General features: G+C 58.1%; 11 protein-coding genes. 4 read left to right on the top strand and 7 right to left on the bottom strand.

Annotated features, from left to right (window positions below; translation table 11 throughout):
* Nucleotides 1-30: 30 nt before the first annotated feature.
* The 3 genes from thiS (at nt 31) to R3355_RS16600 (ending at nt 1,931) form a co-directional block, all read left to right on the top strand.
* Nucleotides 31-231, top strand: a complete 201-nt coding sequence (gene thiS, locus R3355_RS16610) for a sulfur carrier protein ThiS (protein WP_318962301.1) — start codon at nt 31-33, stop codon at nt 229-231.
* Nucleotides 232-267: 36 nt separating this feature from the next.
* A complete protein-coding gene (locus tag R3355_RS16605) occupies nt 268-1,065 on the top strand; it encodes a thiazole synthase (RefSeq protein WP_318962167.1) in 798 nt (265 codons plus the stop codon).
* 356 nt (nt 1,066-1,421) lie between these two features.
* Nucleotides 1,422-1,931 (top strand): ProQ/FinO family protein, encoded by a 510-nt coding sequence (locus tag R3355_RS16600; protein ID WP_318962166.1) that lies wholly within the window; start codon nt 1,422-1,424, stop codon nt 1,929-1,931.
* A 281-nt stretch (nt 1,932-2,212) separates the two neighbouring features.
* Here R3355_RS16600 and R3355_RS16595 read toward each other — a convergent pair whose 3' ends face one another.
* The 6 genes from R3355_RS16595 to R3355_RS16570 all read right to left on the bottom strand — a co-directional run bounded on the left by R3355_RS16595 (nt 2,213) and on the right by R3355_RS16570 (nt 10,248).
* Nucleotides 2,213-2,830 carry an AraC family transcriptional regulator gene (locus tag R3355_RS16595; protein WP_318962165.1) on the bottom strand — a complete coding sequence of 206 codons (618 nt, stop codon included), beginning with the start codon at nt 2,828-2,830 and terminating at the stop codon, nt 2,213-2,215.
* A 129-nt stretch (nt 2,831-2,959) separates the two neighbouring features.
* Nucleotides 2,960-3,712 carry a DUF5020 family protein gene (locus R3355_RS16590; protein ID WP_318962164.1) on the bottom strand — a complete coding sequence of 251 codons (753 nt, stop codon included), beginning with the start codon at nt 3,710-3,712 and terminating at the stop codon, nt 2,960-2,962.
* Nucleotides 3,713-4,008: 296 nt separating this feature from the next.
* Nucleotides 4,009-5,526, bottom strand: a complete 1,518-nt coding sequence (locus R3355_RS16585; RefSeq protein WP_318962163.1) for an NCS1 family transporter — start codon at nt 5,524-5,526, stop codon at nt 4,009-4,011.
* Between the two features lie 80 nt (nt 5,527-5,606).
* Nucleotides 5,607-7,376 (bottom strand): hydantoinase B/oxoprolinase family protein, encoded by a 1,770-nt coding sequence (locus tag R3355_RS16580; protein ID WP_318962161.1) that lies wholly within the window; start codon nt 7,374-7,376, stop codon nt 5,607-5,609.
* Between the two features lie 16 nt (nt 7,377-7,392).
* Complete coding sequence (locus R3355_RS16575) at nt 7,393-9,483, bottom strand: hydantoinase/oxoprolinase family protein (protein ID WP_318962159.1); 2,091 nt, start codon at nt 9,481-9,483, stop codon at nt 7,393-7,395.
* A gap of 75 nt (nt 9,484-9,558) precedes the next feature.
* Complete coding sequence (locus R3355_RS16570) at nt 9,559-10,248, bottom strand: isochorismatase family protein (protein ID WP_318962157.1); 690 nt, start codon at nt 10,246-10,248, stop codon at nt 9,559-9,561.
* A 146-nt stretch (nt 10,249-10,394) separates the two neighbouring features.
* Here R3355_RS16570 and R3355_RS16565 point away from each other — a divergent pair, with 146 nt between their 5' ends.
* Complete coding sequence (locus R3355_RS16565) at nt 10,395-11,306, top strand: LysR family transcriptional regulator (RefSeq protein WP_318962155.1); 912 nt, start codon at nt 10,395-10,397, stop codon at nt 11,304-11,306.
* 585 nt (nt 11,307-11,891) lie between these two features.
* Here R3355_RS16565 and R3355_RS16560 read toward each other — a convergent pair.
* Nucleotides 11,892-12,666, bottom strand: a 775-nt coding sequence (locus tag R3355_RS16560) for a phosphomethylpyrimidine synthase ThiC (protein ID WP_318962153.1), incomplete at its 5' end; no start/stop codon positions are given.

Raw genomic sequence — 12,666 nt, 5'->3', positions numbered from 1 at the left:
CGACAGTCCAGACGCAGGAGAGAGCGCATGATCGAGGTGCAGATCAACGGGGTGGCGCAGCAACTGCCGGTCGGCACCAGCCTGACCGAACTGCTGGCGCGCCTGCACCTGCAGGAACGCCGTCTGGCCATCGAGTGCAACCTCGAGGTGGTGCCGCGCAGCGAGTACGCCGAGCTGCGTCTGCAGCAGGGCGACCGCTTGGAGATCGTGCACGCCATCGGCGGAGGCTGATCGCCGCCTACATCCCCTAACCGACCCGGAGCCTCTATGACTATCGCGACTGTAATCCCCGACCCGCTGTTGATCGCCGGCCAGGCCTTCGCCTCACGCCTGCTGGTCGGCACCGGGCATTACGCCGACCTGACCGAGACCCGCGCGGCGGTCGAAGCCAGCGCGGCGCAGATCGTCACCTTCGCGGTGCGCCGCAGCAACCTCGGCCAGGATGCCGAGCAGCCCAACCTGCTCGAGGCAATAGCGCCCGAGTGCTTCACCCTGCTGCCCAACACCGCCGGCTGTTACACCGCCAAGGACGCGGTGCGTACCTGCCTGCTGGCGCGCGAACTGCTGGACGGCCACGATCTGGTCAAACTGGAAGTGCTCGGCGACGCACAGACCCTCTACCCGGACATCGGCGAAACCCTGATCGCCGCACGCCAGTTGGTCGATCTGGGCTTCAAGGTGATGGTCTATACCAGCGACGACCCACTGGTGGCGCGGCGCCTGGAGGAACTCGGCTGCGTGGCGGTGATGCCCCTGGGTGCGCCTATCGGCTCCGGGCTGGGCATTCGCAACCCCTACAACATCCGCCTGATCGTCGAGAATGCCAAAGTGCCGGTGATCGTCGATGCCGGCGTCGGCACCGCCTCGGATGCGGCTATCGCCATGGAACTGGGCTGCGACGGGGTGCTGATGAACACTGCCATCGCCCGCGCCCGCGAGCCGATCCGCATGGCCTCGGCGATGCGCAAGGCAGTCGAGGCCGGCCGCGAAGCCTACCTGGCCGGGCGCATGCCGCGCCGACTCAGTGGCGATGCCTCCTCGCCCTTGAGCGGCCTGTTTCTCTAGGCGCCAACCCCCGCTTTTGTGGCGCGTTGCGGGGCCCGTGCGCGCCAACAGGGCGATTCCGTGAGGGCATGAGTCAGCTACTTTTTCAATGGAATCGGTCGTCAGCTGCCGGTCACGAGCGGCTGGAGTCGACCCAATCCAGCAATTCGTGACAGCCAGAAAGCGGCCAGATGCAGCCCCTTATCCTTAATCTTTCCAAAGCTGCCACATACCCTGCCGCTCCTTTGCTCGTCGGCGAGCGACTGGGATGTCGCGATCACTTGCCTTGATCGTGCCGACTCCTGAATAGGTTTTTTCAAAAGACTGCATGGGATAACCTTGCACCACGAATCAACCATGAAGCTGCGAACTGAACGATGGGTTTTGAACAACTAGCTGAGCTACGTGACCGCCTGCGGGCCGAAAAAGTGCAGGTACAGACTGATAGCACGAAGCAGCGCAAGCGGAAGCCCCCCCTGCAAACAAAGCCTCGTGAGCAAGACCCTGCGGTGGAAGCGATCTGGCGATTGCAGAAGCACTTTCCATTGGCCTTCCCGGTCAATCCGACCCCCAAGTTTCCGCTAAAGGAGGGCATTTTCAAGGATGCCGAGCAACATCTGGAGCTGCTCGGAATATCCAGCGAACAGCTCAAGCAGGGCATCGCTACCTGGTGCCGGGGAAGTCGATACTGGGCAAGCATGACGGAGAATACGCCGCGCTTGGACTTGAGCGGCCAGGCAGTTGGCACGGTGACGGCGGCTCAGGCGCTGCATGCGAAGCAGCAGGCTAAGCGGCAGCGCGGACAAGAGCGACGTATTCAGTCAAATCCGAAAAAGCGTATACAGGCCCCCGCCGCCGATACCGCTGTTGAACCGATCGTGGATTAAAATCACTTGCGCTCGGCATTGAGTCGCCCAATCACTCCAGTCACTGGCAAGGTGCGCGAGGTGATGGAAAGGCGATTCGAAGGGCAGCAAACGGCCCAGGCTGTGTAAAAACGTTTTGAGCGCCGAGAGCTGATCAATCAATGATCAAATCTGACGATCGCTGTAAATTCCACGCAAGCTCGATGCGAAAACTTCTCCAGATTTCGCGTAGCAACGCGATCCGCAGACATGAGCGGGAGTTTTTACACAGCCTGGGCCAAAAGCGGACCCTCAAAGGGTGTCTAATAAACGAAGGGCGATTCACTTCCAGCATCATGCCCAGCGCAACTGATGCGGTTTCGGTCGACTACATAAGGTAGGGGGGGCCGGACCCGGGGACAGATTTCCAGCCCGGCACGGTTTTCGGGATGGATGGTGCACTGGTAGCCGTCTAGCAGGCCGGCACGGGCCAGTATGTAGCTGCCATTCCACAGGCCGCCCAGGGTGACCTGCTGCGCCGCGATCTGACGCAGTCTGTGGAGCAGTTTGGCGGTGGGCTGAAGGTTGCTGCGGAAGCCGCCGCAGACGATCAGCATGTCCAGTTCGCCAATCATCTGACTGGCCAGAGAGGTATCCACCGATATATTGATGCCGAGATCGCTGGCTACCGCCGGGCCGTCCAGCCCGAGGGTTTTGAACCTATACAGCGGCCTGCTGCTGAGCGGGTTGGCGGTCACCAGGGCATCGATCGCCCCGGTGAATGCCATCATCGAGAAATGCTCGAGTAGCGGAAAGCCGACCTGACATGAGGGCTTGCCTGAGATGTTGCCCTGGCTGCTCTTGAGGTAGGCTAGGTTGGTGTCTTGCAGGCGACTGCTGAAGCAACGCTGTTGCTGGGCTTGTGCCGCTGCTGTTTTCATGGCCGCTCGCTCGAAAGAGCTGAAACAGGGTGTTGTCATATGCAACGCTGTCTGCTGGGTAGACCGTTCTTGATAGGAATGAACGGCCTACAGCATCTTGGCGTCAGGCCAATTCCTGGCGTGATCTGTTCAGAAATTCCATTGGATCATGCCTTGGATAACGTCGTCGTCCGCCCCCTCTACGCCGAATTTGTTCTTCCAGTAGTGGTATTCCACGCCGGCCAGCAAACGATCTTGCTCGGAGAACAGAAGCTTGCCGATATCTAGCAACAGTTTTGGCTGCACCAGGGTCTGGCGGACGGTGCCGGCACCGCGACTGCCAATGAAGTCGGCGAAGCCATTAAATACCCAGCGGGTCGCGCCAAGGTTGAAGTCGGCGCCCCATACTGGGGTGATCTGGTAGGTGGTACGTAACGACCCCTTCATGTCGTCATAAGCATAGAAGTCCATCTGGAAGTAATTCAGCCCGGGAATGTTCCAGTTGGTGCTCAGGCCATACAGGCCGACTTGGAAGTCTTCGCCATGATTGATACCCAGGCCGATGGATGTGCCCTGGTAGAGGTTCTCGGCAGGAATAGGCCGGGCAAAAATCTTATTAAGATTCAGGCGGGTGTAGTATTCGCCATAGACGGCGGTGTCTTCAGTGCCATTGGTTTCCTCGGTGAGGTCGAAGAAGAAGTAGTTGTCACCATATTTCCAGCCACTGGCGTGCTCCAGCGTGATGGTGCGAATATCCGCTTTGCCGTTGGGCGCAGAACCAAAGTTGTAGTCTTCCCCGTATAGCAACTGGATGTTGGTGTTGCTCCATTCGGCAGCCTGCAGAAGGCCTGAAATAAAAAACAGAAAGCCGCCAAGGCTCGACAGGGATTTTTTTGTTTTCATTGTTATCTCCATTGCGATGTTGTTATGGGTAACGGCTAGAAGTCGTGCGTTGGGCTGTAATCAATGTGGTTGGTTGTCTTGGGCAATAGCGTTGTTGTCTTTGGTTTTGTTGTTTTTTAATAAAGTCGTGCCTATGTGTAGTTAATACAGGCGCGAGGTGCGTGATGATAATGTTGTGTGAGTTGGGGTGTTTTCAGTGATGTGTAGTGAGGTTTAGTGAACTGCCAACATTTGATGTGTGACGGCAGTTCGACCTGCAGTGTTCTAATTGATTTGAAGTGACAGTGTGTAGCCTCTTACAGGTCAGGTCTGCCCATGTCGGTGCTCAGGTCTTCTGTGCGAACACGACTGAAGGCATTTGTATTCTTGTTATAAATCCAGTTCATCCCGACACTGGTGGCAAGGAATTTATCGCCCGTGCCGGCTGCCAGCTCTTGTTGTGTATGCACCCGCAGTACCCAAAGTTTCATCAACAGGTAGTAGATCACCAAGCCTGCGCCAAACCCAACCACGAAGGCCCAGGCACCCGAGCTGAACGCCAGTCCGCCAGCGGCGATCCAGGCAATGATGCCTGCCAGGTTGACGCCACTGCTATAGCGATACTGGCCATCCGCTTTATAAAGGTCAGGCACGTTGAGCTTGCGTCGGCGAATCAAAAAGTAGTCAGCAATCATGATGCCGCCGATGGCCGACAGGAAGGAGCCATAAGAGAACAGGAAGGCAAATAGATTATCCAGAATCGCCCAAGGCATGGATAGCGTTCCCACGACTCCGGCAAGCAGCACGGCCATTGGATACTTCACATAAGGCGCCCCGACGTTCACGAAGGTAAGGGCCGCAGGAATCAGGTTGGCTGCGGTATTGGTCGACCACTGGGCCAGCAGCACCAGTGTCAGCAGCATGAGCAGGCTGAGACCCTCGCTTTGCCCCTGAATCACATTGATCGGGTTCCAGTCGCCCGCAGCAATAAAGGAGGCGGCTCCGATCACCGCAATCCAGGTCTGGGTGGCCGGCAGGGCAATCAACTGAGCTACAAAGATATTCTTGTTGCGTTTGATGAAGCTCCTGGCGCCGGAGCTGGTCTTGACGAAGCGAGTGATATTTGGAATATCGATTGCCAAAGTCGACCAAAACGCCACGTTGGCCAGGAACAGGGTCAGCGGGGTGATGCTCTCATTGCCGACGAATGTCCAGATATTCAGACCTTTGGTATGTGCCAGCACATCCAGGGTGTAGTACATCCAGATAGAGATGATCATGATCGCCGGCGCTGCAATAGCAGCCAGAATTTCTACCGCTTTAATGCCCAGTGCGGTGTTGCCAATCTGCATTAAGGCAAACACCACATACCAGACTGGCCAGCTTGAATATCCGGTCAAGTATTCGACAATACCATTCAGCGCGAGGGCGCCGAGGTAAGTTTGAATGCCGAACCAGATTGCCGCTATCAGGCCGCGAAATATCGAGGGGAGGTGGGTTCCATAGACACCGAAGGGGGCTCGTAAGTACACGGCAAATGATAGGCCGTGTTCGGTGCCGATATCGGCAGTGAGGCACATTAATAAGGCCAGCACCACGTTGGCTGCCAGAATAATGCCAACGACATGTAGCAATGGCAAACCGGCTACACCATTCGCCCCCAATTGGAAGGTGGCGATGATGACGGCGATACCGATCCAGATCCAGACAAAGCCAAGGGCGCTGATAGTCCGTTGTTTAACAGATACCGGAAGAATCGACTCTTCGAGCAAATGATTCAGGCGGCCATTAGCCGGCGTGCTAGCGGACACCGCCGAGTTCGTATCGGAAATCATAGTGGTTACCTTTAGGCTGTTTTTATTATAAAAATGAGGAGCGGGATATACCGCTCCACCTTGGCTATGTCCCGAGCCAATTACTGTGTGTTATTCCTGAGCAAGTTGCGGCGGACCTGAGTGCCAGCGGCATCGATATCGAGTTTCTCGTTGAGAACGACGCCGTAAACCGCGTAGGCGTGCTCTAGCGAGCAGAAATCGTCCAGCACATCTTCCCGGACCTGTTCGGCTGGACGGTCCAGCGGGTTGCCGTAGCCACCACCACAAGGCGAGTAGTAGGCCATCACGTCACCGGCCTGGGAGGCATAGCCGGAGAACTTGGATGGCATCTCCGTCACGACCTCTGGCGAGTTGGCGTTATAGATCTCGGTCTTGCCGACTACCCCGTCGCTACCGCCGAAGAGGCCCCAGGGTACGTCGTAATGGCGCTCGCTCTCATGGGTGATGAAGCCAGGGGTGAGCACCCGCTGCGACTTGACCACGCCGATGCCGCCGCGATATTTGCCGGCGCCGGGCATCACGTCATCGCGCAGTTCGTAGCGGTCGCAGATCATCGGCAGGTGCATGCCCAGGTCCTCGATCGGGTTGTTGCGGGTGTTGGCCATCAGGTTGTCGATGCAGTCCGGCCCGTCGGAACGTGGCCGTCCGCCGTAGGCGCCCTCGTTGACCTCGAGGAAGACCCAGTAGTCGCCGTTGTCCTTGATGCCTGAGTAGGAGGCGAAAGATATTGACGCCGAACTGCCGGCTATCACCTTGTCGGGTAGAACCGGCGAAAGAGCCTTGATGATCAGGTCGATCATCCGGTTGCATTGAGTAAAGCGCGCCTCGCATGCCGCCGGGAAAATTGGATTGAAGATCGAACCTTCCGGAGCCACGACCTTGATCGGGCGGAACGAACCCTCATTGGACGGCACCGAGCTTTCGATGGTGTAAGAGTCCAGCAGGATCTTGCGGAAGGCCGCGTAGGCGGCAACCTTGCACGAGCCTTCGAATGGCACGTTGTAGGCGGTTGGGGTTTGTGCCGCCGAGCCGGTCAGGTCGACGGTGACCGAATCGCCCTCCACCTTCACAGTCACCACTATGGGCAGGCGGGTTTCGCGGTTGCGCCCGTCATCGTCGAGCAAGCCTTCGGCGCGGTACTCGCCGTCGGGGATCTCGGCGATCTTCTGGCGCAGGATGGTTTCCGAATAATCCATTAGCTGGGCAATGGCGGTGAAGGTGAAGTCTTTGCCGTATCGCTCCAGCAACTCCTTAAAGCGTTTCACGCCCAGCCGCGCCGAGGCCACCTGAGCCTCGATGTCGCTGATCAGTTGTGTCGAGGCCCGGCTGTTGAACTTGAACATCTGAGCCAGTGCTTCGTTGCGTACGCCTTTCTCATAGAACTTGATGCCGGCCAACAGCATGCCTTCGGCATAAACGTCGTCGACATCGATAATCAGGCCTGGGGTGGCCGCGCCGATATCGATGTGGTGGGCGGTGTTGCCGGAGAAGCCGACCAGTTCGCCTTCATGGAAGATCGGGATGATGATCGCCAGATCGGGGCTGTGGCTGGAGCCATAGTAGGGGTGATTGTGGATCACCACGTCGCCATCGTGCCATGCCCCGCCCTGCAGGGTTTTTTCGATGCCGCGCAGATACGCCGGAATCGAGCCGATGTGCATCGGCGTGGACTCCGATTCGCAGATGGTCTGGTAGTTGGTATCGAATAAGCCGGCGCCGAGATCCTGGGATTCACGAATGATCGAGGAAAACGACATGCGATAGAGCACATGGCCCATCTCTTCGGCGATGGTTTTCAACGCGCCGTTGAGGACTTGCAGAGTGATTGGGTCGACCTTGTTGTTGTTCATTTCACCAACCTCTTGATTAATTTCTGGAAATGATGAGGTTTCCGTGCTTGGTCACTTTCGCGGTCCAGCCCGGGGGTACCAGCGAGGTGGAGTCATGCTGCATAAGCATGGCGGGCCCTTCGATGACCTGGCCGGCGCCCAGCCGGGTACGGTCGTAACGCGGCGTCACTAGTCGCTGGCCATCGTCGAAGATGGTCTCGCGCTCGTACATGAAGGCCGCAACGCTGTCGCCGTCCTGCGCGTCATCCAGTGGTTGCCAGGCCAATTTGCGCGTTGCAGAGTTGCCTATCAGGCGAAGGGTGACCATCTCGACCACCGCATCGGTGAAGCAATAGCCGTAGTCCTTCTCATGCTGGCGATGGAACTCGGCGATGATGTCTTGCACGGATTGCTGGGTGATATCACCGGCCGGAATCAGCGAGCGCAACTCGAAGCCCTGTCCGTAATAACGGCATTCGGCGATACGGGTGATCCGCATTTCTTGGTCAGCAATCCCATCGTTGCGCAGTTGCTGGCGTATCTCTTGCTCGAGGTCGAGCAGATGCTGCTGTAGTCGCGCCTGGTTGGTACTGGAAATGGTATTGAGATCGCAGAGTTGTGAGCGGGTCGCCTCGTATTGCAAGTCGGTGGTGAGAAGGCCCGCTGCAGCAGTAATTCCAGGTGATGGTGGTACGAATACCGCCTTGGCATTGACTTCTTCCGCCAGCGCCGGGCCATGGACTGGCCCGGCCCCGCCGAAGGGCATTAGCACGAAGTCGCGCGGGTCGACACCACGGGCCACCGAGTTGGAGCGGATGGCCAGGGCCATGTGGTTGTTGACTATGCGCAATATGCCTTGGGCGGCCTCCAGGACACTGATCCCCAGAGGGTCGGCGATTTTTTCCTTGATCGCCTTGGTGGATAGCTCCGCGTCGATCTTCAAGTCGCCGCCAAGCATCTGGTCAGGGTCAAGACGGCCCAGCACTATGTTCGCATCGGTCACGGTCGGTTCTGTGCCTCCACGGTTATAGCAGGCCGGGCCGGGGTTGGAGCCGGCGGAGCGCGGGCCGACCTGAAAGCCACCGGCCTCGTCGATATAGGCCACCGAACCACCACCGGCGCCGATAGTAATCAGGTCGATCATCGGCACCATCACGGGATGTCCGGAGACGTAAGAGTCGCGCGGGTTCATGATCTTGATTTCGCCGTCGATCAACGTGGAGATATCGGCGGATGTACCACCAATATCCACGGTGATGATGTTCTTCTCGCCATCCAGTTGAGCGAAGTAATGGCCGCCGATCACCCCGCCGGCAGGACCAGACATGAGGATATTGATCGGTCTTTCGCAGCAGCTTTCAACTGTGGCCACGCCGCCGCCGGACTGCATGATGCGCAGTTCGGCCTGGAAACCGTTGTCGCGTAGCTGGCTCGATAAGTGGGTCAGATAGTGGGAGGTGCGCGGCCCGACATAGGCGTTCATCGCGGTGGTAGAGAAGCGCTCGTATTCACGCATGACGTCGACCACTTCGCTGGAGCAGCAGACGAAGGCGTCGGGCATGACTTGCAGAACGATTTCCTTGGCGCGTTGCTCATGCTCGCGGTTGAGGAAAGAGTAAAGGAAGCCGATGATCACCGCCTGTATGCCACGGGCTTTCAGCGTTTCGGCTGCCTCGCGCACCTCCTGCTCATTCAAGGGTGTTTCGATCTCGCCGTGTGGCGGCAGGACGCGCTCATTGATCGGAATACGGTTGCGTCGTTTGACCAGTGGGTCCGACTGCCAGGGCACGTCGAAATGCAGGGAAAAATTATAAGGTCGCTTGTGCCGCCCGATATGAAGGATATCGCGGAAGCCCTTGGTCGTTAGCATCCCGACTTCTGCGCCGTTATGTTCGATCGAGATGTTGGTGGCAACTGTTGTGCCGTGCACGATCAGGTTGACTTCATCCTTGTTCAGCCCGGCCTTGTCGCAGAGCTCCAAGATACCTCGCATCACGGCGATCGATTGGTCCTCGATGGTGGTCGGCACCTTGTGTTCGAAGATCGCCCGACCTATGGAGTCTTTTTCCGTTGTTTCTAGAATAAGGTCGGTATTGGTACCGCCAACATCTACACCTATGCGCGCCATTTTATTGTTCTCCTTAGGTGGAGTATGCGGTCGCGGCCAGAGCAATAGCGGCCGCGACCGCCTGCGTATTAGTTGTTACTTATTACCCACGGTATTCAGGTAGTCGACACAGGTGTCGACCGATTCGACGTCGCCGAACTTGGCGTCGATGTCGAACAGGTTCCAGGCTACGGCACCTGGAATACGGTCGCCGATACATTCTTTCACAGCAATCGGACGGAAACCTTCGGCCATGGCGTCACAGATAGTGGTGCGTACACAGGCCGAGGCGGTGACGCCGGTGACCAGTACGGTATCTACCCCGGCGGCACGCAGGAAGCCGGCCAGATAGGTACCCTGGAACGAGCTGGCGTGTTTCTTGATCAGCACCTGCTCGCCTTCGATCGGTGCGATGCGCGAGTCGATGGCCCAGAGTTCTTCATTGCTTTGGGCGACCACATCGACCGGAATCTTGTTGTGCCACAGGCCCATGTCGGTGTTGGGGTTTTTGCGGTCGTTGACCTGGTAGCAGGTGGTCACGTGGATCACCGGGAAACCGTGCGCGCGGCAGGCCTCGAGCAGGCGCTGTACACCGGGAATGATCTCGTCGTCGATCTTGTCGCAGGTGAAAGGGTTTCCCGGACGCGTCCAGGCGTTGGCCAGATCGACGTTGATCAGTGCGGGCTTCTTGCCGAAGCCGACGCGGCGCTGGAAGCCGCGATCCTTGTACAGTTTAGTGGCCTCTTCAAAGGCTTGTTCGAGATTTGCCATCAGGTCATTGGACATTTTTGTACTCCAGTATTCGTTGTTTAACCCTAAGGGCGACCGTAGGGTGGCGGTCTGGTCTGGCAGGTTTGCCGTGCTTGCGAAACTTAAGATACGCCCGGATACTGATATCATCTAATTCATTATTTGAAGAGATTGATGCCTCTATGGATAATAATGTTCGGTTCGATTTACGCCAGATGAGGGCGTTTGTCGCAGTGGCTGAGGCGCTGCATTTCAAGAGGGCAGCCGAGGTGCTATTTATTACCCAGCCAGCGTTAAGCCGGCTGATCAAGGGGCTGGAAGAGGAGGTGAGGGCCGATCTGTTTGCGCGGACGACGCGCCAAGTGAGCCTGACCGAGTCGGGACGATTGTTTCTTGAAGAGTGTCGGCACGTCTTCTCGCATATCGATCGAGGTGTCCACCTGGCTCGGCGTGCCGCCGCCGGTGATATTGGCCATATCACTGTGGCGTATAACGACTTCTCGATTAATGGCGTGCTGCCGCGCATCCTTGAGACATTCAAGGAGTGCCATCCCGAGGTGGGTATCGACTTGGTGTACATGCCATCCCATGAGCAGCACAAGGCTCTCAGGGATTCTTTGATCGACATCGGCTTCCTCATCGGGCCGCTGGCCGTTGAAGGTCTTGAGACCCATCGGGTCGCCCACGAAAGCACTACAGTGATCCTGCCGGTCAGGCACCCGCTAGCGCACAGGACCTCGATCAGCGCTGCGGAGTTGGCCGCTGAAAAATTTATACTGGGTTCGGAAAGCGGCTGGAGCGAGTATCGCGCCTATGTGCTGCAAGTCTGTCTGCGTGCGGGATTCACGCCGAATGTGATCCAGGAAGCGACCACCAGCAACGGTATTTTCGGCCTGGTCGCGGCCAACATGGGGATCTCCCTTTACTCGGAATGCGTGAAGAAATTCAAGCGTGAAGATATTGCAGTCGTCCCGCTGGAGGGAGAGAGCACCGCCATCGAAACCGTCGCGGCCTGGAGCAAGAGTTACGAGAGCCCGAGCGCCCGGTTGTTCAAGGAGTTGCTGAAGTCGGAGATGACTCCAGGTGACTGGTAGGACTAAAGCTCGGTGGATAAAACGTGCACGCAAATGTGGTTCCGCTGTTCGGCATACATCCTGTCGATGTGATTTATGACCTGTGAGTCACTGCTTCGACAAGACCATACTCCTGCTAAGGTCTTAGAGGTTGTGAAAAAACTCCCGCCTACTGCGGCAGCCTCCAAGCGCCCGCTGCTGGCGTTGCGCTGCGAACGCCTGGAGACAGCCTCGCGACGGCGCTCGATATTTTCACAACCTCTCTGCAGTTCAAGGTTTCACTGGAGAACGATAATGCACAGCCTCAACCCCTACGCATGGGGCAGAGGGTCAGGTCTTGCCTTTTGCTTATGAGAAAAGGGGACGCCAATTTGTTTCATGACCCTGAGCCGAATGGCCGCTCCTGGGGCCGGTTGCTGCCCGTCACAAACGCCGGAAAGCGGCCCAAAGGAGACCTTGCATAGGGCAGGAGTTGACCGACCTGGGCCGCCTGGCCAGGTGACCTGCATTACCCTGCTGTCACCCCGCACAAATGCCACGCCCCAACAAAGACGGGGCACTCTGCCCCGTCTTTCTCTCTCTCGTCAGCCGTGCTTCCAGCCGCTATCAGACCTTGTGATAGAGCTGCGCGCCCTGCGCCTTGAACTCGGCGGCCTTGGCCTGCATGCCTTCCTCGACACCCAGGTCGAGGGCGGCGATGCGCTGTTCTTCGGCGTAGACCCGCACTTCCTGGGTGATCTTCATCGAGCAGAACTTCGGTCCGCACATGGAGCAGAAATGCGCCACCTTGCCCGAGTCCTTCGGCAGCGTTTCGTCGTGGTAGCTGCGTGCGGTATCCGGGTCGAGGCCGAGGTTGAACTGGTCTTCCCAGCGGAACTCGAAGCGCGCCTTGGACAGGGCGTTGTCGCGGATCTGCGCGCCCGGATGCCCCTTGGCCAGGTCGGCGGCATGGGCGGCGATCTTGTAGGTGATGATCCCGGTCTTGACGTCATCCTTGTTCGGCAGGCCCAGGTGTTCCTTGGGCGTGACGTAGCAGAGCATGGCGCAGCCGAACCAGCCGATCATCGCCGCACCGATGCCCGAAGTGATGTGGTCGTAGCCCGGGGCGATGTCGGTGGTCAGCGGGCCGAGGGTGTAGAACGGCGCCTCGTCGCAGCATTCCAGCTGCTTGTCCATGTTCTCCTTGATCAGCTGCATCGGCACGTGGCCGGGGCCTTCGATCATGCACTGCACGTCATGCTTCCAGGCGATCTTGGTCAGCTCGCCGAGGGTTTCCAGCTCGCCGAACTGGGCGGCGTCGTTGGCGTCGGCGATCGAACCCGGCCGCAGGCCATCGCCCAGCGAGAAGCTGACGTCGTAGGCCTTCATGATCTCGCAGATG

It is taken from the genome of Pseudomonas sp. (assembly GCF_033723075.1).
In the GTDB taxonomy this organism is placed as follows: Bacteria; Pseudomonadota; Gammaproteobacteria; order Pseudomonadales; family Pseudomonadaceae; genus Aquipseudomonas.
Note: the sequence above shows the minus strand (reverse complement) of the source record. Positions and strands in the feature narration are given on the sequence as shown.

Bases quoted from the DNA above. Each gene is read 5' to 3' on its own strand.
- R3355_RS16600 (WP_318962166.1), top strand. From the start codon at position 1,422: ATGGGTTTTGAACAACTAGCTGAGCTACGTGACCGCCTGCGGGCCGAA.
- R3355_RS16585 (WP_318962163.1), bottom strand. From the start codon at position 5,526: ATGATTTCCGATACGAACTCGGCGGTGTCCGCTAGCACGCCGGCTAAT.
- R3355_RS16590 (WP_318962164.1), bottom strand. From the start codon at position 3,712: ATGAAAACAAAAAAATCCCTGTCGAGCCTTGGCGGCTTTCTGTTTTTT.
- R3355_RS16575 (WP_318962159.1), bottom strand. From the start codon at position 9,483: ATGGCGCGCATAGGTGTAGATGTTGGCGGTACCAATACCGACCTTATT.
- R3355_RS16570 (WP_318962157.1), bottom strand. From the start codon at position 10,248: ATGTCCAATGACCTGATGGCAAATCTCGAACAAGCCTTTGAAGAGGCC.
- R3355_RS16595 (WP_318962165.1), bottom strand. From the start codon at position 2,830: ATGAAAACAGCAGCGGCACAAGCCCAGCAACAGCGTTGCTTCAGCAGT.
- R3355_RS16605 (WP_318962167.1), top strand. From the start codon at position 268: ATGACTATCGCGACTGTAATCCCCGACCCGCTGTTGATCGCCGGCCAG.
- R3355_RS16565 (WP_318962155.1), top strand. From the start codon at position 10,395: ATGGATAATAATGTTCGGTTCGATTTACGCCAGATGAGGGCGTTTGTC.
- R3355_RS16580 (WP_318962161.1), bottom strand. From the start codon at position 7,376: ATGAACAACAACAAGGTCGACCCAATCACTCTGCAAGTCCTCAACGGC.